The following is a 22,134-nucleotide window of genomic DNA, read 5'->3' on the forward strand; positions in this document are numbered from 1 at the left end:
GACCGGGAGAACGCTTTCGCGAAGGCAAGTGGCGGAGGGGACGGGACCCGCGTCGAACGCTCTCTGGCTCGAAGGCAGGTTCAAAAGCGCGCTCAGGTGCGAGTAAGCTATTCATATAGAATGAAAAAGCGCTTCCTCCTTATGAGGGGCAGCCTCCGATCGATCGTCACGCGGCAGGCAATCGAGGACTAGTTGTCGAAGGGCATTCCTGTGGTCTCGCTGTTTGCCGGCGAGGTCTTGAGTGGCCACGATCAGCGTTTCGTCCGCCCCCCTAGCCGCGATGGAGTACCGCCGGCGGATCGGATCGGGCGGCAGGTCGCCATGATGGGGGTATAGCAGTACGACGTTCGGGCAGTCGTATAGCCTGCCATATGCCATAAGCTGGTAGATGTCCGCCTGGCTGATCCCCTGCTTCGGATCGTCGATCCGCGGCGTCATGCGCTTCCACTTGGTGTCGATGATCAGCGCGATCCTCTCACCCTGCCGGACGATGAGGTCCGGCCTTGTGCGGAAGCGCCCGGTCTCGCCTTCGTAGAGACAATCTCGATGGCCGCCTTGCGACAAAACACGGAAGCCCGTGCCGGCCAGAGCACGCGACAGGATCCGTTCGATATATGCTTCGAACAGGACGTTCATCTCGAATAGCAGCGCGTGACCTTCGATGGTTCCCGCGCTCGTCTGCTGGTGCCGGTCCGATAGAAACAGGCGCGCAAGAGACAGGAGACCCCGCCAACGACGATTGGTGCGGTCCAGGACGATCCGGTCCCAGCGGAGGGCGTTCGGAGGGACGTCGGCTACGTCGGCGTACACGAAGCTCAGTTCGCGCAGCGCGCGCTGGTTATCCGGTGCACCGGACAGACGCGACAGCTTGCTGACCGCCGCCCGCATCACCTGGTTCAGCGCTATGTCCGGCGACAGTGCATCGAAACGACAAGCGAGCTTCTGTGGCGAGACCGCGAGCTTCGAGAACTGCCGTGTCACGTCCAGGCGCCCCCGAAGCGCAGGCAAGTCGTCTTCATGTTCGAGGTAGTGGCGCGGCATCCCCTGCCGGACCGCGTCGATCAGCTTCGCACAGAACAGACGGATCAGGAGTTCGAGCACGGTCTCACGCTGCCAGCCGAGCTGCGTCATCGCGCCGGCTTCGATTGGCAGATCGTATGTCACCGCAAGCATGTGGATGAGGCGCTGCCGGAGCACCGCATCCAACACCCCGCTCTCGCCGCCCCCCTCAATCTTCGGGAGGATCTCCAGTTGGCAGCCGGGGGTGGCAACAACGCCGACGACGCCACGTGCGCGGAGCCCCTTCCGCCCGTGTTCCAGCACGCCTTCACCCCCGCGCCCGGAGAAGGTCGAGGCCCGCGCAACCGCGGCAAGCCGGTCTGCTTGCGTCTCCGGGATTTCGTTGTCTGAGGACCCGTAGGCGATACGCTCCCACTCACGGATCGTGCGGCGGATCATGCCGCGACCAACTTGCTGTAGTCGAAGCCCTCATCCACGGATCGAACCTGCCAGCGAAACCGGGCGACGGCATCGCCGTCCTCGAGGCCCGGAGGCGGGTTCAGGATCGCACGCTTGAGAAAGCCACCGGCGATCGGACCTTCGTGCGCTTCCAAGTCGCCGAGTACCGCCGCGATCTTGGCCCAGTCTTCGAAAAAGTATTCTGCGAGGAGCGGGATGACCTTGTGGCGCATGACCTCGTCGACATCGGCTTGCGAGCGGCACGCGGTGAAGTAGGCATGGCCGATTTGATGCTCCCGGTCGTAGAGATACTCGATCCGCTTATTGATCGTGGTGAGAAGCCGCGGCAGGTCGATCCCGCATTTCTGACCAGCGTCTTCGAGGATGGATGCATCAGGCATCATTTCACGGAAGGTGAACCGCCGCCGGAGTGCAGTGTCGAGAAGCGCGATCGAGCGGTCGGCGGTGTTCATAGTGCCGAGGATGTGCAGGTTGGACGGCACGCCGAATTCGTCACCGGAATAGGGCAAGCGGACCCGTACCGCATTCGGCTGGTTGAGCCGCTGGTCGGCCTCAAGAAGGGTGATCAGTTCGCCGAAGACCCTGGAAATGTTCGCCCGGTTGATCTCGTCGATAATCAGAACGAAATGATCGGGCTCGTCACCCCCGTCGGTCCTCTGACTGTTCATGTAGCGCTCGAGCGCCGGAATATTGAGCTCGCTGTCGTAGAGCAGATAAATCGACTGCTGCATGAAGCCGCGGCTGTAGATCTCGCTGACCGGTACCCCGTCACGATCCACCCAAAGCCATCGCACCGCGCGCCGGTGGGCATAGCCTCCTCCCGGCCGTGGCTTGAACTCGTAGTCGCCGACGAACTCCCCGATGGCACGGAACTGCTGGTTTCCCTTCGACACGATGACGATGTCGCCTTGCCGGACCCAGTTCCGGAATCGAAAGGGCATCTGGACCCATCCGGATCTTGCATCTATGTCGCCGCCGCCGTCTCGGTGGTCTTTGCAGGCTTCGAAGATCGCCTCCCGGCTGGCGTACTTCTCATCGCTCCAGTCGATGTCGTCGAAGCCGAGGAGTGTGTAGCCGCCCTCTATCGCTTCCTCGAACAAGTGCGCGTCCTCGGGGTTGTTCGCTTCACCGATCGACATCTTGAAGACCTGGCGGCCCTCCAGCCTGATCATGTCATCACCCGATGAGCGGCCACGGCTGGTCTCCGCGCGCTTCGCGATCCGCCTGAAAACCCCGTGGACCGTTTCGAGCCGGAAGCCCGCAGACTCTGCCTCGCCGTCTCCATCCGCCCCTGTCATGGGCTGCCGACCTTCGACGAAATCCTCGTAAGACATCGACTGGTGAAATGTGACGAACTCGATGCGCCCGGCCGCCACGAGCCTCTCGTAGACCGCCATGAGCTCGGCCCGATCCTGCGGGACTGGCTCGCCACAGAGCCGCACCGCTTCCGCCGCGGTGGCGAAGGTTTTCCCTGTCCCCGGCGGCCCATAAAGGATGAGGTTGGTTGCGGACGTCGATATCGTCGTGCTCGCTTGGTCCATTGTGTCCGCTTCCGATTTAGATCCAAGTTGGTAGGTAAATGTTGTTGAGCTGCTAGGGTTCGGCTCTGAAATCGCGGGCGGCGGAACCTTCGCAAGCTGCTGAAGCTTCTCGCCACCGAGAGCCTGGCAGATATTTGGGAAAGCGTTCTTCAGCCCCATTGCGCTGGCCAGGCCCCCAGCACGTATGGTCACAGTTTTCAGGTGCTTCTCCCGAGCCGGCTCGATAAAGTAATTGAGCGCGCAAAGCCTGATGCGTTCAGCACCTGAGATTAGATGTTCGTATCGCTCGGGTACCGGGACAGGCTCATCATGCTGATCAAAGATGATGAAGCCCGAGTTGTGAAGCCGGGCTGCCGCGTCAGCTTTTTGGCCCCACCCTCCATTCAGTTCAGTCTTGTCGAGGAGGTACCCCACGAGCGGCTTGCTGGGATAGACACGATTCTCACGATCGCGACTGGATCTCACCCAATAGTCTCGGGGATCTCCGAAGTGGCGGAAGATTTCGCTTTGTTCACCAGTCTGGCTGTATCGATCAAAGGCATCCATTGCGGCTTCGACGTCTTTGCGTGCTAACTGACGTGCTGCGGACTGGCCTTTCTCGCTACCCAAATAAGGTTCAAGAACTTCCATGATCACTTTCTCGGCGTCCGAAGGATCACCCACTCTGATGGTGATTTCGCCCTTATTATTCTTGTTCAGATCGCCTTCAACGAATACCTCTCGCAATCCATCAATGCCAAAGTCAAATCCAAAGTGTTTGAAGGCGGGCCCACGGATATAGAATAAAATATCCCTCTTGTTCACTATGAACGCAAAGGGATTCACTCGCCCGGAGCGAAGGTCGTAGAGATTCACCACGTCGCGACCACTCTCGGCCTCCACAGAGTAGCCGCCGCCCAGTTTTCGGCTGAAATCGAGCAAGATATCGAGTGACTCTTGGGCTTCCGTTTCAAGGAGCTTGCCCCGTAGCTCGCTGAATCTCTTGATCTCGCCTCCTGTATAAGAAGCGTCGACGTTATTGCTTTCCCGTTTCTCCAAGGGATGCCTCCATCTTGGGGGAAGTTTGTAGTGCACAGAGCGTATTTGCCAGCCGCATCTGCTCGACCGTCTCACACTTCGCCTCACGCAGGCGCGGCGCGCTGAAGACCAGCGCCAGCCCCTTGGCGCGCGAGACAGCCACGTTGATGCGGTTGAGGGAGAACAGGAAGTCCATACCACGCGGCGTTTCCTCGGCCGATGAGGCAGTCATCGAGACCAGGCAGACCGGCGCCTCCTGTCCCTGGAACTTGTCGACCGTGCCCACGCGGATGCCGGGCGGCAGCGCGTCGCGCAGGGCGTTCACCTGCGCGTTGTACGGCGCGACGACGATGATGTCAGTCTCGCGCATGGGGCGGCGCGTGCCGTCCTTCTCCGTCCACTCGCCTTGCAGAAGGTCGGCGACCGCGGCCTGGATCGCGCCGACCTCCTCGATCGAGACCTGCGCATTCCCCTCATGCGCGACCGGCACCCAGAAGGCCCCTGCCTCGGGGAAATGCGTGCCGGTTACGGCCTGGCGCGCGGTATCGGGGTGGCTGGTCAACCGACCCTCATAGACCTGCTGCGAGATGAAGCGGCAGACCTCGGGGTGCATGCGCCGCGAGACGGGCAGGAAGATGCCGCGGTCCGGGGGGATCGTCGCTTGATCGCCCAGCATCCAGTCGAGGCAGGAGAGGTTCGCGGGGTTCGGATGCGCGCCCTGGATCACCTGCGGCAACTGGCGCGGATCGCCCACCAGCACGAGGTTGCGCGCGGCCCGCGCCATCGCGGCCATGTTGGCGAGACCGACCTGTCCGGCCTCGTCCACGAACAGCCAGTCGAATGCCTGCACCTTGTCGTCACGAGAAAAGAACCACGCCGTGCCGCCGACGACATGCGCGCGCATTAGCGCCGGATCGTCGTTGGAGGTGGTCCGGGTGACACCGGTAAACCCTTCGGGATAGCCGTCGTCTTCGCCGCTAACCTTGTGCGCCAGTTCAGCGTCTTCGACGGTAATGTCGGGGTCGTCTTCCCGGAGGGCCTGTAGGCACCCCATCAGCACGTTGCGAATGGCCTCGTGGCTGTTCGAAGCCACGCCGACCCGGTATCCCTTGCGCACCAGCGACAGAACCGCCCGAGCGGTGACATAGGTCTTGCCAGTGCCGGGCGGTCCGTGGATCGGCAGCACGGTGCCATCCATCGCGCCCACGGCCGCGATCGTGCCGGCCACCGGATCGGCGCCGTCCAGAACCGCCTCGACAGGGCGGCCCGTCAGCCGCGGGGTGGCGCGGGACAGCAGGTCGCCCGCAGCCGTATAGCGACGGGCCTCGCATTGGTCGGCGATGACATCGCGCAATGCGCCAGGGATGGGCTTGGGGTCTATCGGCCAGCTAGGATGCAGGGACAGACGCTCGGCCAGAAGATGGTCCTTCCCGGGGCCCGCCTTCACGGCCACATACCGCGCCGCGCGATCCATCTCAATCACTGTCACACTGACGGGCGCACCGTCGAAGACTGGCACCGTCGGGGATTTCCCGGGCCGGAGTTTCGTCTCCTGCGGCGGGTATCGGTAGGGGCGAACGAAGGAACGTTTCACCGGTTCCGCCGGGCCGGCAGCCTCGAGCCCGGCGAGCGCGTCGAGGTCGTCGATCAACTCGTCCTCATCCTTCCCGGCGCTGTCGAAGACGGCCCATTGCGCCGGTTTCGCCTCGCGCTTGTGAAAGAGGCCGAGATTGAAGAGCGTCTTCTGTCGTTCCTCGGGCAGGCCGGATGCGGCGAGCATGGCACGCAGGTCTGCGGCGTCGGCGTCTTCTGCCTCTTCCTTGTCGCCCGCGTCCTCGCCCAGACGCGGCCAGGGGCCTTCGGGCCGGATCCGGACCAGCCAATCGCGGAGTTCCTCAGTGGAGATGCAGTCGATGCGGTTGTAGTCCTCGATCTCGTCGAGGATCTGCTGCTCGCCCGTCTCGCGCCAGCGTTCGTAGGCGACCACCGACCCGCCCGCCGTCGTCACCTCACCTTCGCGCTTTCGGTCATAGAAGGCTTCCATCGATTTGATCGAATAGTTGGCTTCCGAGCAGATCAGCCCGCCGCGCACGACGGCGTAGAGATCGACGAAGCGGCGCTCGCGGAGGAGCCGGTCGAGAAAGGCCTCACCGATCCCGTATTTCGTGGTCAGCCGACGCAGCGCGGTGATCTCGTAGGGTGCGTAATGGTAGATCCGCGCATCCGGATGCGCATCGAGCCGCGCCCGAAAGAACGCAAGCAGCTCCGACAATGCCTGCGCCTCGGCCTCATGATCATGTGCCCAGAACGCGTGAAAGTCCCCGTCGCACCACACGCCGTGCAGGTATTCGAGGCCGCCCTCGTAATGCGGATCGCCCTCGATGTCGTAGAAGATGTCGCCGGGCGTCGGCTCTGGCAGCAGGTCGAAGCCCTTGCCCGGCTCGGGCGCGCGCAGTTCGTAAGCCGGCTCCCCGGTCTTGCGGGCATGTTGAAGCCGGGCCTGAGCCAAGAGCTTCGCGCGCGTGGTCTCGGCCATGCCGCGGATCGGTTGGTCGAGGCGGGCCAGCGCTTCCATCGTCTTGATCCCCGCGGCCTCAAGCTTTTTCACCTGTCCGCGGCTGATGCCCGCCACGTTGAAGAGGTTGTCCTCGGCCTCCCAGACGCCGGCGCAATGGTCGGCCCAGCGGCACAGCGCGCAATCGGCGCAGGGGATGGGGCGCGTGGGCGAAGGGTTCGCCACGAAGGCCTCCAGCCGCGCCCGCGCGCCGCGCGCATAATGGGCGTAGTCGGCGAGCCGCAGCGTCGCGCGTTCGCCGGAGCCGAGCTCGACATGAGCGAACTCGGGCGCCGCGCCCTGCACTTCGGCCAGAAGGTCGGAATAGAGCACGAGTTGCAGGACGTGTTTCGGATGCGGCCGGCGTTTAAGCTTGGTGTCGGCGACCTCGTAGCTGAAGGGCCCGAGCGCGGAGGGGCGCTCCACGCGCTCCAGGAAGTCAGACCAGCCGCCCCAGTTGCCCGACAGGAATGCGCCCTGAAAGACCACCTCGGCACCTTCGGTCAGCGCTGCGCGCGTGGCCTCCGCATCGCGCGCAAGGTCGCCGCGCGGGATCTCGACCACGGACCTGCCAGAAACCTTCAAACGCTCGAGATGCGCCGCCTCATGCGCGTCGCCCTGCTTCTGTAGCAGAGCAGCGTCCTCACTGTCCGCGCCTGGCTCCGGCCCTTCGCCGCGCAGGCGCATGAGATCGAGCTTCGTGGCATGGGCGCAGCCCATGAACCGCATCAGATCGCTCGCCGAGAAAAGAATGCCGCCGTCGAATTCCCGCATGGGCTCCTTCAATCGTCAATGAGCGCAACCCGAACCGCGGAAAACGTCTCCTGATTGCAGCTTCATAAATCACACCTGTGGGTGTCAATAACTGTCGGCCCTTGCGAAGGTCCGGCACCTGGAAGGGGTACGAACAGCCACGCCTCAAGCCTTCTTGGTATTTCCGTCACGGAAGATCCGCAGGCTCTGCGGTGAAATCAGCGAAGCTCGCTTCCCCTTCGCCCCCATCCACAGAGAGAAGCCTTTCTCGATCAGCTCTGCAGCTTCATCGAGGGTCTTCACATAGACGGTGTGTTCTGCGTGATGCTTGGCATTGCCATGTGCAGGGTCGCCAAGTCGGTAACCTTTCGACGTGAAGTCTGGTTCTTCTACAACGCCTTCACGTGGAGAAACTCGTTCGATCCTGATCACACGCCCACTCATGGCCATCAATCTCCCTTCCGAAGCTTCTGTCTGCCTTTCGCCCGTTCCACCGCAGCGGTGAGAGAATCAGGTCGACAGGCAACAGATACCTTCTTAGCCTCCGAGGGTGTCAAAAATTGGCAGGCTGAGAGGCGCGCATGTCCTTTTCCAAGGCTCAGGACTTGATCCGGCTTGCGCAGTTGGCTGCGGCAAGACGCAGTGGGATCAGCCTCGAGGAGATCGCGCTGGAGTTCGGAGTGTCCCACCGGACCGCGCAGCGGATGACCGACGCGCTGGAGGAGACCTTCGGAAACGTCCTGGTAGAGGATGGCGAAGACCGCAAACGACGTTGGCGCCTACTCGATCCCGGCCTCGACCGCCTGCAACTTCGCCACGCAACAGGTGTGGAGGCCTTGGAGATCGCTGCTCGCGGGGCAGAGGCTGAGGGTCGTCTGCGTCATGCCCGGGCTCTGGTCGAGTTGCGCGAGAGGCTGCTTGCGCAGGCACCCTCCCGGTCCCGCATCGAGACCGATGCCGAGGCGGTCCTCGCGGCAATGGGACAGGTCACGCGCCCCGGCCCGAGGGTCAGTGTCGAGACGGACGTACTGGACGCCATCATCGAGGCACTGCGCGGCCCGCTTCGGCTGCGCGTGCGCTACAACCGGGACGACGCAAGCCGCATCCTCGAACCGCACGGGGTCTTGCTGGGCCACCGGACTTATCTGGCGGCACGCGACCCTGCAAAGGCAGACGAGGTACGCAATTTCCGCATCGATCTGATCCGCGATGCGGAAGTCCTGGACGAGAGCTTTGCGCTGCAGGACGGTTTCAACATCACGGATTACGCCGCGCGGTCCTTCGGCGTCTGGCAGGATCCCGAACAGTATGGGGAGGTGATCTGGCGTTTCGCGCCAGAGGCGGCCGAACGCGCTGCGGGCTTCCGCTTTCATCCCCGCCAAGTGCTCGAGGCGCAAGAAGACGGCAGCCTTGTCGTGCGTTTCGAGGCGGCAGGCTGGGTGGAGATGACGTGGCACCTCTACCAGTGGGGGGACAAGGTCGAGGTGATTGCCCCGGATGCACTCCGGGCGATGGTCGACGGATACCGCCGATCCGATTTCGGCGCGATGCCGTGAACGAGAATTTGAGACGGAGAGATTCGATGCAAGACAGCCTGTCGTTCAGCGCCTTGAAGGAAAAGCAACGCGCGATCCGTGCAGGCTTTCCCGAGACGATGGGCCTGCGCGTGCACCGCTCCATCAGCTGGATCGGACGAGCCGAGGCGTGCGGTGACGATCACGATGCACGCTTCATCTTCCTCTGGATCGCCTTCAACGCAGCTTACGCGGACGAACGCGAATTCCAGTCGGTGGTAACCGGAGAGAGAGCTGCATTCGTCGATTACTTCGGCAAGCTGGTGGCGCGGGACGAAGAGCGGCGCATCTACAAGGCGCTATGGCAGCGGTTCTCCGGTCCTGTTCGGACCCTCATGGAGAACCGTTTCGTCTTCAACCCCTTCTGGCAGCATCAGAACGGCATCGACGGGTTCGAGGATTGGGAGGAGAGGTTCCGATCGTCCTCTCGCAGCTTCGCACAGTCGTTCCAGGCCGGCGACAGCGTGCGTGTTCTCAGCTTCGTCTTCGACCGGCTCTACGTGCTGCGTAATCAGTTGGTGCACGGCGGATCGACCTGGAACAGCGGAGTGAACCGGGCACAGGTCCGCGATGGCGCAGCGATACTCGCCTTCCTGCTCCCGGTTTTCGTGGACCTAATGATGGACAACCCGCAGGAGGATTGGGGCCGGCCATTTTATCCAGTCGTCGAGTAGCGGTGTCTGCCGTTCAACGCCATGCCCGCGACCCATCGCAAACCCGCGCTTGCTCCCCCGCATGACTGCCTAGTCGCTGAGCATCTCCGCGACCGCCGAGCCCTCCGGCAGCAGGGCCAGTTCCTCGGCCGCCCGTGCCGATAACTCCGAGCTGTACTCGACGACGGGTGGCATTGCCCGAGGTGGCCGACGTCAGAAGCGCCCGTTGCGCAGCCGCTCCGCCAGATCGTCGCGAAAACGAGAGCGACGCGGCGGACCGATGATGGTGATCAGACGAATTCAGATGCTCAACGCAGCGAGACTTGTCTGTCTTATGTCGTACTTCGGTGTTTACAACTGTCTCGCTAAGCCGCCTCGACCACGATGAAACCCACGGACTCGCCGACGTGATCGCCGCCCTGCCTGTCTTCCTGCAGACGGACATCGAAGTGGTCCCGCTCCACGTTCTTCTGCCGCACCACGACCGGGTCAGCCCCACGGAAGGTCTGGCATTGCGTCAGAACGACGGGCGTCCCTCCCGGCCGCGCGTTGAACACCACGCTCCGCCGCCAGCTTTCGTCCACGCCGTCAACGAGCGAAGCGAAGATCTCGGCCCCACGCAACGTGTGTTCCCCGACTTTGAGGACGAGATAGCCGATACGCTCCTCGAAGTGCTGGCCGTCGGCGGTCCGCCACTCCTCCATCTTGAAGCGGAGTTGCCGACGCCCGTCGGCGGCCTCGCCGACGTCCCTTAGCCGGACATGGACCGGCTGGTGGCCGTTTGCCGACATCACCTGCATGACAACGACCACATCGCCGGTGATCCGCTCGTCGAAGGTCAGGGTGCGCCACAGGTCGGCGGAGGGTTGATCGACACTGAGGCTGCCGGCTTCCCCAACTATCTCGCCGGTCTGCCGGTCTCGCAGCAGCCCCGGCCGAAGGACAGCGAAGCCGACCTCCTCAGCATTGTGGTGTGGCTCGCCGGCCTGCTCCTCCTCGACGCGAACCTGGAAGCCTCGCGTGTCGGCCTCACGGACCCGCGCGAGCGACGGGTCGGAGCCCGCGAAGGTCTGGAGCGAGGCAAGGACCACAGGCGGCATGTCGTAATCCTGCCCGAAACGGACCGGCTTCCACTGCTCGTCCACGCCCGCGACCCGCCAGGCCTCGATCTCGGTTCGCACGACTTCGGGTGGACGTGCGGCGGCAACCATGTGCTGCTCGAGTGCTTGGGCGACCTGTTCGCCCACCACAGCGTGCCCCGCGCCGTTGGGATGCATCGTGCCTTCGGTATCGCCTTGCAGCACCAGCGACTGGCTAGCGGTGCGGTAGAAGCTGTCCTCGCCCATGCAATAGCCGTGGCCGCGGAAACCCGCATCGATGTTGCCGACGTGGACCCAGCCGAAATCGTTGGCGGCCTCGCGGATCACCTCGTTCAGGCGCAGGCCGAGATGCCGGGTGAGCTCCGCGTCGCGCTGATCGATGTCCAGATCGAAGGCAGAGCCAAATATCTCGCAGCCCGGATGCGGCTTGCCGTCGGCGCGGTCGAAGATCGCGGCGGGGTATTCCAGCAGGTAAACTTGGTGGATCGAGAGTGGCAGCTCTTCCAGCGCCTGCCGAAGGCTGTCTAGCGCGCCGCGGATCTTGCCCGAATCCAGCAGATGCTCGGCGCGCTTCAGCGTCTCTTCCCGGTTTTTCGTGTCGTCGCCGACGCCGCCTAGAAGGGCGATGCTGTCGTCGGCCACCAGGCTCGTCAACCGCGTCGCGAAGCCGAGGTCGTTGACGCCGATCGAGATCACCAGCGCGTCGATTTCGGTTCGGCCGGCGCGGGTGAGCGTTTCGGCCATTTCCTCGACCTGGCCCATGTTGCCGATCCAGTCGTCGATCGGCAGCCCGTCCGAGGTGCGCGGGCCCAGCAACCCGTCGAACACCTCGGAACCGGTCCGCGCGAAATTCAGGAAGGTCACGAGACGACCCAGTTCTGGGTTCTCCAGGCTGCCGGCACCGAGCGCGGTGCCGCACTTGAGCGAACGGTAGGCCGCAGGCTCCTGCCAGACGGGATCAGGGTCGGTCGCGATCGTCGCCTTCTGCTGGCGTGCGATTGTCGGCCACTTCTCGGCGAGCATGTCCTTCGCAGCGTCGAGCGCCTCTTTCCCAAACCTGTAGGCGAGCGGCGCAGTGAACATGCCGCCCGAGAGCGATACGACGAAACCGAGGGTCGGCAGGAACACGTCATACCAGGCATTGTCGTGGTCGGGCGCGCCGGGAATGTCGGGATTGCCCTGGCCTGAGGAATAGGAATCTCCCAGCGCCACGACGAGGAAGTCGCGCAGATCCAGCGTCGTCTCCCGCTCGAAAACCGTGCGTCCGCTGTCGCTTCGCTGGCGGATCCGGATGTCATAGGTGCCTGGGCCGGGGATCGCGAGCTTCAGCTTCCAGGGCTCGCCCACCATCCGAGTGACGCCCTTTATGGTGCGGCGCTCGACCGGCCGGATGTCGTCGAAATCGAAATCGTCCTCGCGCCGCGAGACGTGCCAGACGTAGTCCGCGACATGTTCAGGAACGTCGGGCACCTCTATCTCTTCGATCAGGGGCAACGGCTTGCCGATTGGTCCGCCCTTCGGGATCGACTGCGGCCTTGGCCGTGGGCCGCCTGAAAAGCCCCCGTTTCCTGGCTTGTCCGGCGGAAACGGATTGGGGACGGGGATCGGCTTCGGATCAACCGTATCAATCGGGACGTCGAGCCGCTCGGTGCGCGTTCCCGGAAAGTCCTCGACGAACAGCCCGAGGCCAGGAGGATTGACGTACTCCTCGTGGTAGCGATGCGCATGGGTGTCGTAGTGGCGGGACAGAGCCTGGACAAAGGCCTTCCTGACGGTGGCTTCGTCCTCGTTGCGAACCGGGAAGCGGCGATCGGCACGGACGGTGAACTCTGGGGCTTTTGGCATGGCGCAACACTCCTGTCGTTCCGCCTCGCCGCACCAAGACGGGAAAGTCGCCCATCCACCTTCCCCCTATAGTTGTGCAAGTGATAGCACATTCGAGCCGACGGAGGAAACAGCGCGCGATCCTGTGGGCCGATCCGCGCGAGGCTGCAGCGCGCGGCCCAGCCGAGCCAGACGTCGAGAAACATCATCACAATCAGCCCGATGCTGAGGCCGAGCGTTGCCGTGTTCTGAAGCCCGCGCCGGTGGGTTTCGGGGATGATCTCATGGCCGATGACATAGAGCATCGCTCCTGCGGCAAAAGCGAGGCGCCAAGGCAGCAGCGATTACGACAACGTGATGACACAGGCCCCAAGAAGACCGCTCAGCGGTTCTACCAGTCCGGTGAGCGCAGCGACGCTCCATGCGCGCCCTTTGCCGTAACCCTCGCCGAGGAGCGCAACCGCGACGGCGATACCCTCGGGCGCATTCTGAAGCCCGATACCAATGGCGAGCGGGAGGCCCCCCCCAAGACCCTCCGCGGCGAAGCCCACGCCATCCGCCAGGTCCTCGGGAACATTGTGGATCGTGATCGCGATGGTGAAGAGTCAGACGCGCCGAAGCACTGCCGCGTCTGGCCCTTCTCTGCCACTTCGGAAATGCTGATGCGGGAGCCGCTCGTTTATCAACGCCAGTACCGCCATGCCCAGAACGATGGCCAGACTGACGTGCGCAGCCAGCATAGCGCCGCGCTCTAACCGGAGATCTGCCGCGTCGAGTGCTGGGATGATCAGCGAAAAGAACGAAGCCGACGGCATTCCTCCTGCGGCGAAGTGGAGAACGAGGTCACGCATCGCGCGTGACAGAATCTGTGCGAACAGAGCCGGAACGGCTCCGAGCGCCGTCAACGAACCTGCGGCGAAGCTGCCCAGAAAGCCGAGCGCAACCGGGGAAGGGCGTCCAACGGATACTCCTCCTGACGCAGCGTCCCGGACCTGGGCTGAAAGTGGGACCGTGCGAGGCCTTCAGTGTGCGGGCGTCGCCCAGCGTCCGACCACGAGCAAGCGCGGCCCGTTCCAGTACTTCAAGACAGCCCCGAGATCATCGGCCTGGCAGTGATCCTTTACGTCCGTTTCCCACCACCGCTCCGGAACGTCGAGGACTTGCTCCAGCAAAGCGGTGTAGCTCGCACCTCGACGAGATGTTGGTGAAGATCGACGGCGAGCGGCGCTGCCTTTGGCGAGCGGTCAATCACGAGAGGCCACGAGTTCGGTCAAGCGAGCTTTCCTCTAACAGAACCGCCACAGCAATTCCACGCCGAGCTCCACTTTCGGCCACATTTGGAGCATCGGCTTGGCGCGAACGCCAGTTGACCACCGTTCTCAACGCTCGGTCCTCCCGACCGGAACCATCAGGAGTTCTCACCCATGAACTGCAAGCTTCTCACGCTCACGATCGCGGCCGCCCTCTACGGGACCACGGCACTGGCGCAGGGCCAGACCTTCTCCAGCATCGACACCAACGACGACGGAATGCTCGATGCGGCGGAACTCGATTCCGCTTTCGGGGATGCAGGCGCCGGCACGCTCGCGAGCTACGATACCGATGGTGACGGTCTCGTGAGCGAGGACGAAGCGGAAGCCGCTGAAGAGGCGGCCGAAGAGGCCGACGACGCCGAAGAGCAGGACGAAATTGCCGAAGACGAGGATACCGACGAAGGAACCGGACCGACCGGCCGCGGCCTCGAAGCGAGTACGGCGAAGGGCGACAACCGGAGTGCACGCGGTGCCGAGGCGAGCGCGGCGAAGGGCGACAACGGGCATGGATACGGCAGAGGCGGCGAAGTCGCTGCCGACGCAAGTGGCGCCGGGGACGACGCAGGACCGGGCGCCGCAGGCGGCAACGGCGGCGGCCACGGAGCCGGAAATGGTGGTGGCAACGCAGGTGGTAACGGCGGCGGCAACGGAGGTGGTAACGGCGGGGGGCGCGGCTGATACACTCTCTTCTCGCGCACGGATCTGCTCCGGCCTGAAAGCCGGAGCCGTCTTTCGTCGCAGGCCACCAGTTCATGACCCATTGCCCCTCTTCAGCGCGAGCAATCCGTTTTTGATCTAGATCAAGTTTCGATACCCCGTCGGTTCCGCGCTCGTGGTGCAGCAAAGGTCTGGCAGTGCGCAGCGTGCCACCCAAATGAGACGGCAGTGGACCAAGGTTGACGCGATAGGAAGCGATGCGCGAGGGGTGGAGCGTCACGTCGACAATATTTGGCAGTCGCGGAAAGAGAGGTTTCTGGTTTGAAACACTGTTTTGCTCGAAGACCCGCCCATGTCCTTGTCAGCAGCCTAGCCTTGTCGCTCACATTGTCAGGCGGCTCAGCCGACGCCCAGAAAGCGCCGGCGCTGATCAGGCAGCATGTGCTCGAACAGGTTTCCGTGTCCTCCGAGCCCTTCCATAAGGCGGCGCTCGACGAGTTGATCGAGACCACAGTGTGGCGAGTTGCGATAGAGCAGTATGGTGGTGGGCGGAGCATGCTCTTCATGGCTGTCCACGATGGAGAGGTGCTGCGTATACACCGCCACGGCACTCCCGAGAGCAGGGAAAACTTCCTCACGCTTCTGCCCGCCGATTATCGAATCGAATCTGAGGCAGATGCACGGCGCATGATCGCGGCCGTCCTCACGCTGCACTCAGAGTTCAGCGAGCCCGAGGTTCCTCTCAGCGAGATGCGGGTGGAGGCCCGTAAGGGGGAGTATCTCTTTGTCGACGGCGAACGGTTCGGCAAGGCGACGGGCTACCGCATTGCCTACGACGAACAGCAGCGCCCGACAGGCTTCAAGTATAGCTGGGAGCTGGAAGCTGAGCCGTTGGAGGATGCGGACTAGGCCAGGAAGGAAAGGGTAGCCGTCCAGGTCGCTGGCGGCAGGAGGCTTACGTGATGGCTGTCCGTCGTCTGTGGCCGGCTGCCGTGGCCCCGAACCCCTTTAATTGATGCAAGGCTCCGACGGTAAGAACGGCGCTCCTGCGTCGACGGAGCAATAGGGGCCGAACGGCCGCCAGATGCAGAAGGTCAACGCGATCCTGGAGCGGCAGAGCCGTGGAAAGTAATGAGGCCGAAGCGCCCGTCTTTGGCTATTACCGGGCGGACGGCTCGCGTCATGGACGCAAGCCGCCCACTGGCGCTCAGCGGCCAATCTCGAGGTCGGCCAGTTGGCCCCCACGCTGAATGTATTCGTTGACCCAGTTCGGCCGGCGCCCCTTACCGGTCCAAGTGAGGCTCGGGTCCTTCGGGTGCACGTAGCGCGGCGTTCCTTTCGACTTGCTAGCCCCCAAGCCGCCTCCGGCCTTCAGCAGTTCATCTAGCTCGAACCCGCGCTTTGCCGCTTCTGCCCGAAGGGCCGCGAGCGCTTCCAGCCTGTAGCGTTCATCGATATGCGCAAGCGCGCGGTCGACATCCCTGCGCAGGGCCTGCAGTTCATCGGGGGGCATGTCGAATAGTTCGTCTCGGGTCAGGGTCCGACTTTTTGTTTCGGCCAAGCTGTCCTCAATTTGAGTTGGTGCGGCTTGCGCTGCGGCGCTGCACCGATTTCAAGACAACTGGAAACTAGAAAGATGGCACACCCATTAGTCGAACATGCTCACCGAATAGGAGGCAACCCTGAGCTATGACCGATTCTGGGTGACGCGGCCTGATCAGGCGGCGCGGGTTTCGGTGTCGCGGGCTGCGACGCCGTCGGTGAATGTGACGCCTTCGATGACCTGAGGCACCCGGTTCGCGCCCTTCAGGCGGCGCCACGTCTTCGCGGTGGCCTGAACGAGCTTGAAGACCATGAGCATCGCCGTCTTCTGCGAGAGCGCGCCCTTGGTCCGGACGGTCCGGTGCCGAACGGTGGCGAAGACGCTCTCGATGGGGTTGCCGGTGCGGAGGTGGTCCCAGTGGTCGGCGGGGAAGTCGAAGAACGCCAGCAATGCCTCCCGGTCCTTCGTCAGGCAGATCACGGCCTTGTCGTACTTGGTCCCGTATTTCTCGGTGAAGGTGTCCATGGCGGCCTCGGCCGTGGCGCGGGTCTCGGCCTGCCAGATCTCGCGCAGATCGGTCTTCACCGCCGGATGCATGGATTTCGGGAACTTGTTCAGGACGTTCGTGGTCTTGTGCACCCAGCAACGCTGGTGACGCGTGCCGGGAAAGACCTCGTCGAGCGCCTTCCAAAAGCCCATGGCCCCGTCGCCGACGGCGATCTCGGGCGGCACCTTCAGGCCGCGGGCCTTGATGTCGACCAGCAGCTCGCGCCAGCGTCTCGCGCGCTCTCGCGTACGCCGACCTGGAAGCCGACGAGCTCCTTCTTCCCCTCAGGGGGTGAGGCGGGACCGTGGCCGCCGATGCGGCCGCGTAAGCCCGCCGAACCCGAGAATGACCAGCCTGCACTCGGCCTGGGCCTCCATGCGGGCCTGCAGGTAGACGGTCGCCAATGTGGGCGCCACTGGTTCGAGCCCCATTGGCGACGGCCCAGATGTAGACGTATCGCCGCGCAGAGAGGTCGCGGCGCTGCCAGCGGTCGTATTCCTTCTGCCACTCGCCGGTCAGGCGCGAAATGACGTTCGGCGACAGGTTCGGCGCATCGGCGCCGAGGATCGCAGAGAGGTTCGGCCCCTCTCTCGGACGGGTCGCGTTCGGTGCCTCACCCAGGAAGTCCCCGGTGGAGATCCCGCGCAGGTAGAGCACCGGCAGCAGGGCATCGAGGCTCTTCGAGCGCCGCGCCCAGCGGGGCAGGATGCCGGAGCTGAAGCGGATCTTTCTCTCGGCCGGCACGCCCTCGGCGCGATCCCGGACCTTCGGGCGGCGCACCTCGAGCGCGCCGATCCCGGTCTGGACGCTGCGCTCCGTCCGGCCCGTACCCGTGCCGCACGACCCGCTGGCGCCCGTCGGGCAGGGTCTCCTCGGCATGTTGCGCGACGAAGGCATCGGCCTCGGCCCGCAGCGCCGCAGCCAGCATGCGCCGCGCGCCTTCACGCGCGATCTCGGTCAGCGGGTCTTCCACGGATCCGGGCTGGTGAAGCGGGGTGATCGTGGTATCGTCGTCCATGGCGTATCGCTCCTTCGGGAGGGTCTGGCAGGTTTCAGCACCCGCCACGATACGCCGCCTTCTCAGGCCCCATCACCCATTTTCGAGCATAGCTCAGGCTTTGGACAGGATCGGCCAACCCTCGGAACGCTTGCGAAGGCTTTTGACTGCGGTTCGCTCGGGCGACCCGGACAATCGCGAAGCGCAGGCGGCACAAGCCTATTGGCCCCTCATGATGGGACGGGATTTCCGGCGCGACCGCGGAGCGGATGGCGCCAACGCGATGCTCAACTACGGGTACGCCGTGCTTCGCGCCGCAACCGTCCGCGCCATCGTCTCCGCCGGTCTGCACCCTTCGCTGTCGGTCCATCATCGCTCAGGCGGCGATGCGCTGGCGCTGGCCGATGATCTCATGGAGCCGTTCCGCTCGACGGTGGACCTGATCGTCCACCGCCTCAGGGCAGAGGGGCGCGCCTGTGTGGAGGACGCCCGCGAGGACCTTGTCGCGTGCCTCTCGGCCGATTTCCCGACCCGAAACGGGGCTACGCCACTCTCACAGGTTCTTGTCCGCCTTGCGCAAAGCCTCGCGCGGTCCTTCCTCGATCGCAAGCTGAAGCTGGATTTCCCATCCCGGCCGCTGCCGGACGTAGTGGGCGAGACCGAGCATGCCTGAACGCTACAAGCAACTGTCAGGATATCGGGTTATGTGGGTCTGGGTTCTCTTCGATCTCCCCGTCGGCACCAAGGCAGAACGCAAGCGCGCCACGCGGTTTCGAAATGATCTTCTCGATCTGGGCTTCGAGATGGTCCAGTTCTCGGTGTATCTTCGCCATGCGTGGAGTCGCGAGAAGGCGGAATCCTTCGCGCAACAGGTTGGGGGCTGCGTTCCGGAGGCGGGCCATGTGCAAGTGCTCTTCTTTACAGACAAGCAATATGCGCAAAGCCAAGTCTTTCGCGGGCGGACCAGACCGGCGAAACCCGACGAAAAACCGCGCCAACTGGCCCTGTTTTGATGGCCCTGCGCTCGATTCCCGGCAGCAGGAATCAAGAAAAAGCCCCGCGCAACAAGAGGTTGCGCGGGGCTTATCCTAGCAGAAGAAGCGGCGTGGCCAAACCCGGACGCGTACGCCTGCCGGCGCGCGAGATGCGGGATCCTAGCATAAGAAGCGGCGTGGCCAAACCCGGACTTCTACGCGAAGCAGGTGAACACCGCCGACGATCCTAGCAGAAGAAGCGGCGTGGCCAAACCCGGACGTGGTAGCCATCAGGCCGTCGGTGTTGCCTATCCTAGCAGAAGAAGCGGCGTGGCCAAACCCGAGCCCGGATTGCCGTTACATCGCCCACCGCTGGATGCATTGTCCTACAATCACCCAGCCATGGCCTGAGAACTTCCGAACCCGGTCGCGGCAGATTCAAATGCCACTCCAGTCCAAGCAATTTCAAAAACTTGAATTTCCTAAATCTCTACATGGGCTTATGACCTATTCACTAAATCGGCGCAGTCACGAGGTCCGGAGAATACCGGCCCTGAGAGACCGCTTTCGGGCCTCCTAGCGCCGGGGCCGGTGCTCAGCCCCACCCGCATAACCCTTGAATATAACAGAAAAATCCGGCCGCAGCCGGATCGGGAGCACGCTTTCGCGGGGACAAGTGGCGGACAGGGTGGGATTCGAACCCACGAGACGCGTTAACGCCTACCGGTTTTCGAAACCGGCGCCTTCGACCACTCGGCCACCTGTCCGTCCGGCCTCGCCCGTGCGGGCCGGGCGAAGGGGGGTGCGGATCGTCGTTCGGGGCTTCGTGCGCCCGCGGTGATTGCGGCGCACGGCCCGGATGCGCGCCCGGTCTGCCCGTGCCGCTCCGCTGGTCTGCGGCGCGGTCTAGCGAAGCAGCCGTGTGCGCGCAACCGGATTCTGGGGCGCCCGCGCCGGCGGGGGCCTTGGAAAGCGGCCGGGACGCGCCTAGTCTCGGGGAGACGCCGAGGGAGGGTCCGTCATGTTCCTGCGCGCCTGCGCCACCGTTCTCGCGCTCGCGTCGGGCGTCCTCTCGGCCGAGCGTGCCGCGGCCCAGCCGGACGGCCTGACGCGCCTGGTCGAGTTGATCGGGCTGCCCGAGATCGTGCAGGTGATGCGCGAGGAGGGGGTCGACTACGGCGCGACGCTCGCCGAGGAGATGCTGCCCGCCGGCGCCTCGGGCCAGTGGGAGCGCACCGTCTCGCGCATCTACGATCCCGCCCGGATGGCGGCCACGGTGCGCGACGGTTTCGTCGCGGCGATGGAGGATGTGGATCCCGGGCCGCTGATCGCCTTCTTCGACACCGAGGCGGGGCAGCGGCTCGTGGCGCTGGAGGTGAGCGCGCGGCGCGCGATGATGGACGAGGACGTCGAAGCGGCGGCGCGCGAGGATTATCTCGCCCGCGCGGCCGATCCGGACGAGACCTTCCGGCTGGTGCGCGATTTCGTGCAGGCCAACGATCTGGTCGAGGCGAACGTCGTGGGCGCGCTCAACTCGAACTTCGCCTTCTACCGCGGGCTGGCCGACGGTGGCGCGCTCGAGATGACCGAGGGCGAGATGCTCGCCGACGTCTGGGCGCAGGAGGAAGAGACCCGCGCCGACACGCGCGAGTGGCTCTACGGCTTCCTTCTCATGGCCTACGATCCCGTCTCCGCCGAGGTGCTGCAGCGCTACGTGACGCTTTCGGAGACCGAGGCGGGCCGGGCGATGAACCGCGCGCTCTTTGCGGGCTTCGACCGGATGTATGCCGAGATCTCCTATGCGCTGGGCCTCGCCATCGCGCGGGAGATGCAGGCGACGGAGCTCTGATGCGGGCTTGACATCGCGCCGCGCGCGCCCGATAAGCGCGCATCTCGGGCGGGGTCGTCAGGCCGCGCCCGTTTCGTTGTAAACGTCGCCCCCCTCGCGGGGCGCGCTGTCCGCAGGCGGCCGGAACGCCGGCCATGAACGCCCGCAAGGCGGGGGCCGCAGGACGCGGGGAAAAAGGGAAGACGCGCATGTTCGCGGTCATGAAGACTGGCGGTAAGCAGTACCGGGTGGCGCCCGGCGACACACTGGAGATCGAGAAGCTCGCGGCCGAGGCCGGCGAAACCGTGCAGTTCAACGATGTGCTGATGCTGGGCGGATCGAACCCGGTGGTCGGCGCGCCCTTCGTCGAGGGCGCCGCGGTGCAGGCCGAGGTTCTGGGCCAGATCAAGGGCGAGAAGGTGATCCATTTCGTCCGCCGCCGGCGCAAGCACTCGTCCAAGCGCACAAAGGGCCATCGCCAGCAGCTGACGCTCGTCAAGGTGACGGAGATCCTGGAGAAGGGCGCGGACAGCTCGGGCGTCAAGGCCGCCGTGGGTGCGGGCAAGGCGCCGCGCACCGCGGAAGCCAACGCGCCGGCGAAATCCGCGGCCGCGACGAAATCCGCGCCCGCCAAAGCCGCGCCCGCGGCGGGCGGCGACGATCTGACCAAGCTGTCGGGCGTCGGCCCGAAACTGGCCGAGAAGCTGCAATCGGCGGGCGTGACCAGCTTCGCGCAGATCGCGGGCTGGACCGAAGAGGACGTCGCGAAGATGGACGAGGCGCTCTCGTTCAAGGGCCGTATCGAGCGCGAGGGCTGGGTCGAACAGGCCAAGGCGCTCGCGGCAGAGAAGGAGTAAGGGCATATGGCACACAAGAAAGCAGGCGGCTCGTCGCGCAACGGCCGCGACTCCGAGGGCCGGCGCCTTGGCGTCAAGCTCTTCGGCGGACAGGAGGCACGCCCCGGCAACATCATCCTGCGTCAGCGCGGCAACAAGTGGTGGCCGGGCGAGGGCGTGGGCCAGGGCAAGGATCACACGATCTTCGCCACCGCCGAGGGGCGCGTGACCTTCCACAAGGGGTTCAAGGGCCGCACCTTCGTATCCGTCAAACCCGTGGCGGAGGCCGCCGAGTAAGCCGTTCCCGACATGTCGACGCAATGAATGGGGGATCGGCGAGGCCGGTCCCCCACATGCTTTGGGGCAGGCGTCGCCTGTCCATGGGAGGAGAAGCATGACCGTCCAGATGGTTCGCGCGCAGCCTGTCATCGAGACCGCGCGCCTCGACCTGCGCCCGCTGTCGCCCTCGGATGCGGGGCTGATCGAGCTCTACGCCGGGGATCTGCGCGTGGCGCGCATGACGCGGTCGATACCGCACCCCATGCCGCCCGGCGCGGTCGAGGCCTTCATCGCCCGCTCGCTTTCGGACGAGCGGGACGAGGATGTCTGGGTCATGGACGCCACCCGGCACGGCGGCCCCGAACTGATGGGCGTCATCGGGCTCAAGCGCATGGATCGCGACCAGTCCGAACTGGGATACTGGGTCGGTCCGGCCTTCTGGAACACGGGCTTCGCGCAGGAGGCGGTGCGCGCCCTGGTCGCCGCCAACCCGCTCAGGCAGACGGCGATGTTCGCCTCGGTGTTCCAGGACAACCCCGCCTCCGCGCGGGTTCTGACGCAATGCGGCTTCGCCTATCTCGGCGATGCCGAGGGGTATTCGGTCGCCCGCGCGGCCAAGGTTCCGACCTGGACCTATACCCGCAAACTGGATTGAGCCCGCCCGC

General features: G+C 64.5%; 16 protein-coding genes, 1 tRNA gene and 2 pseudogenes. 10 read left to right on the top strand and 9 right to left on the bottom strand.

Features of this window, described 5'->3' with window-relative positions; genetic code table 11:
* Positions 1-111 precede the first annotated feature (111 nt).
* From DRV85_RS16420 to DRV85_RS16435, 4 genes are all read right to left on the bottom strand, one after another.
* Complete coding sequence (locus DRV85_RS16420) at positions 112-1,458, bottom strand: McrC family protein (RefSeq protein ID WP_113290567.1); 1,347 nt, start codon at positions 1,456-1,458, stop codon at positions 112-114.
* The gene (locus tag DRV85_RS16425; protein ID WP_199526039.1) at positions 1,455-4,058 is read right to left on the bottom strand and encodes an AAA family ATPase; all 2,604 of its coding nucleotides are present in this window, start codon (positions 4,056-4,058) and stop codon (positions 1,455-1,457) included. Before DRV85_RS16425 ends, DRV85_RS16420 begins: the two co-directional genes overlap by 4 nt.
* Positions 4,036-7,365, bottom strand: a complete 3,330-nt coding sequence (locus tag DRV85_RS16430) for a TM0106 family RecB-like putative nuclease (protein ID WP_113290569.1) — start codon at positions 7,363-7,365, stop codon at positions 4,036-4,038. The genes DRV85_RS16425 and DRV85_RS16430 overlap by 23 nt, the downstream gene beginning before the upstream one ends.
* A 144-nt stretch (positions 7,366-7,509) precedes the next feature.
* Positions 7,510-7,788, bottom strand: a complete 279-nt coding sequence (locus tag DRV85_RS16435) for a hypothetical protein (RefSeq protein ID WP_113290638.1) — start codon at positions 7,786-7,788, stop codon at positions 7,510-7,512.
* Between the two features lie 137 nt (positions 7,789-7,925).
* On the opposite strand from DRV85_RS16435, the gene DRV85_RS16440 reads away from it, so the two are divergent.
* Both DRV85_RS16440 and DRV85_RS16445 read left to right on the top strand, forming a co-directional pair.
* A complete protein-coding gene (locus DRV85_RS16440) occupies positions 7,926-8,900 on the top strand; it encodes a helix-turn-helix transcriptional regulator (RefSeq protein WP_113290570.1) in 975 nt (324 codons plus the stop codon).
* 26 nt (positions 8,901-8,926) lie between these two features.
* A complete protein-coding gene (locus DRV85_RS16445; protein WP_199526041.1) occupies positions 8,927-9,592 on the top strand; it encodes a HEPN domain-containing protein in 666 nt (221 codons plus the stop codon).
* 344 nt (positions 9,593-9,936) lie between these two features.
* On the opposite strand, the gene DRV85_RS19245 is transcribed toward DRV85_RS16445, so the two are convergent.
* Positions 9,937-12,516, bottom strand: coding sequence for an SGNH/GDSL hydrolase family protein (locus DRV85_RS19245; protein ID WP_158540185.1), 2,580 nt, complete (start codon positions 12,514-12,516; stop codon positions 9,937-9,939).
* A gap of 161 nt (positions 12,517-12,677) precedes the next feature.
* Positions 12,678-13,424: pseudogene (locus tag DRV85_RS19585) on the bottom strand (ZIP family metal transporter); the annotation flags it as partial.
* Between the two features lie 495 nt (positions 13,425-13,919).
* Here DRV85_RS19585 and DRV85_RS16465 point away from each other — a divergent pair.
* Positions 13,920-14,486 carry an EF-hand domain-containing protein gene (locus DRV85_RS16465; protein ID WP_113290572.1) on the top strand — a complete coding sequence of 189 codons (567 nt, stop codon included), beginning with the start codon at positions 13,920-13,922 and terminating at the stop codon, positions 14,484-14,486.
* Positions 14,487-14,840: 354 nt separating this feature from the next.
* Entirely contained in the window at positions 14,841-15,374 is a 534-nt protein-coding gene (locus DRV85_RS16470) for a hypothetical protein (protein ID WP_113290573.1), read from the top strand.
* A 298-nt stretch (positions 15,375-15,672) separates the two neighbouring features.
* On the opposite strand, the gene DRV85_RS16475 is transcribed toward DRV85_RS16470, so the two are convergent.
* Both DRV85_RS16475 and DRV85_RS16480 read right to left on the bottom strand, forming a co-directional pair.
* Entirely contained in the window at positions 15,673-15,978 is a 306-nt protein-coding gene (locus tag DRV85_RS16475; RefSeq protein WP_113290574.1) for an H-NS histone family protein, read from the bottom strand.
* 204 nt (positions 15,979-16,182) lie between these two features.
* Positions 16,183-17,573, bottom strand: a pseudogene (locus DRV85_RS16480) (IS256 family transposase).
* Here DRV85_RS16480 and cas1 point away from each other — a divergent pair.
* Positions 17,572-18,225, top strand: a complete 654-nt coding sequence (gene cas1, locus DRV85_RS16485) for a type II CRISPR-associated endonuclease Cas1 (RefSeq protein ID WP_113290575.1) — start codon at positions 17,572-17,574, stop codon at positions 18,223-18,225. The pseudogene DRV85_RS16480 and the gene cas1 overlap by 2 nt on opposite strands.
* Positions 18,218-18,565, top strand: coding sequence for a CRISPR-associated endonuclease Cas2 (cas2, locus tag DRV85_RS16490; RefSeq protein WP_199526052.1), 348 nt, complete (start codon positions 18,218-18,220; stop codon positions 18,563-18,565). The genes cas1 and cas2 overlap by 8 nt, the downstream gene beginning before the upstream one ends.
* A gap of 638 nt (positions 18,566-19,203) precedes the next feature.
* On the opposite strand, the gene DRV85_RS16495 is transcribed toward cas2, so the two are convergent.
* Positions 19,204-19,293, bottom strand: a tRNA-Ser gene (locus tag DRV85_RS16495).
* A 254-nt stretch (positions 19,294-19,547) separates the two neighbouring features.
* Between DRV85_RS16495 and DRV85_RS16500 the strand changes: the two genes are divergently transcribed.
* The 4 genes from DRV85_RS16500 to DRV85_RS16515 all read left to right on the top strand — a co-directional run bounded on the left by DRV85_RS16500 (position 19,548) and on the right by DRV85_RS16515 (position 22,124).
* Positions 19,548-20,375, top strand: coding sequence for a DUF2059 domain-containing protein (locus tag DRV85_RS16500; RefSeq protein ID WP_113290577.1), 828 nt, complete (start codon positions 19,548-19,550; stop codon positions 20,373-20,375).
* Between the two features lie 188 nt (positions 20,376-20,563).
* Positions 20,564-21,211, top strand: a complete 648-nt coding sequence (locus tag DRV85_RS16505) for a 50S ribosomal protein L21 (protein WP_113290578.1) — start codon at positions 20,564-20,566, stop codon at positions 21,209-21,211.
* A 6-nt stretch (positions 21,212-21,217) separates the two neighbouring features.
* A complete protein-coding gene (rpmA, locus tag DRV85_RS16510) occupies positions 21,218-21,487 on the top strand; it encodes a 50S ribosomal protein L27 (RefSeq protein ID WP_113290579.1) in 270 nt (89 codons plus the stop codon).
* 97 nt (positions 21,488-21,584) lie between these two features.
* Entirely contained in the window at positions 21,585-22,124 is a 540-nt protein-coding gene (locus DRV85_RS16515) for a GNAT family N-acetyltransferase (protein ID WP_113290580.1), read from the top strand.
* Positions 22,125-22,134: the final 10 nt, after the last annotated feature.

The organism is Rhodosalinus halophilus (assembly GCF_003298775.1).
GTDB classification, from domain to species: Bacteria; Pseudomonadota; Alphaproteobacteria; order Rhodobacterales; family Rhodobacteraceae; genus Rhodosalinus; species Rhodosalinus halophilus.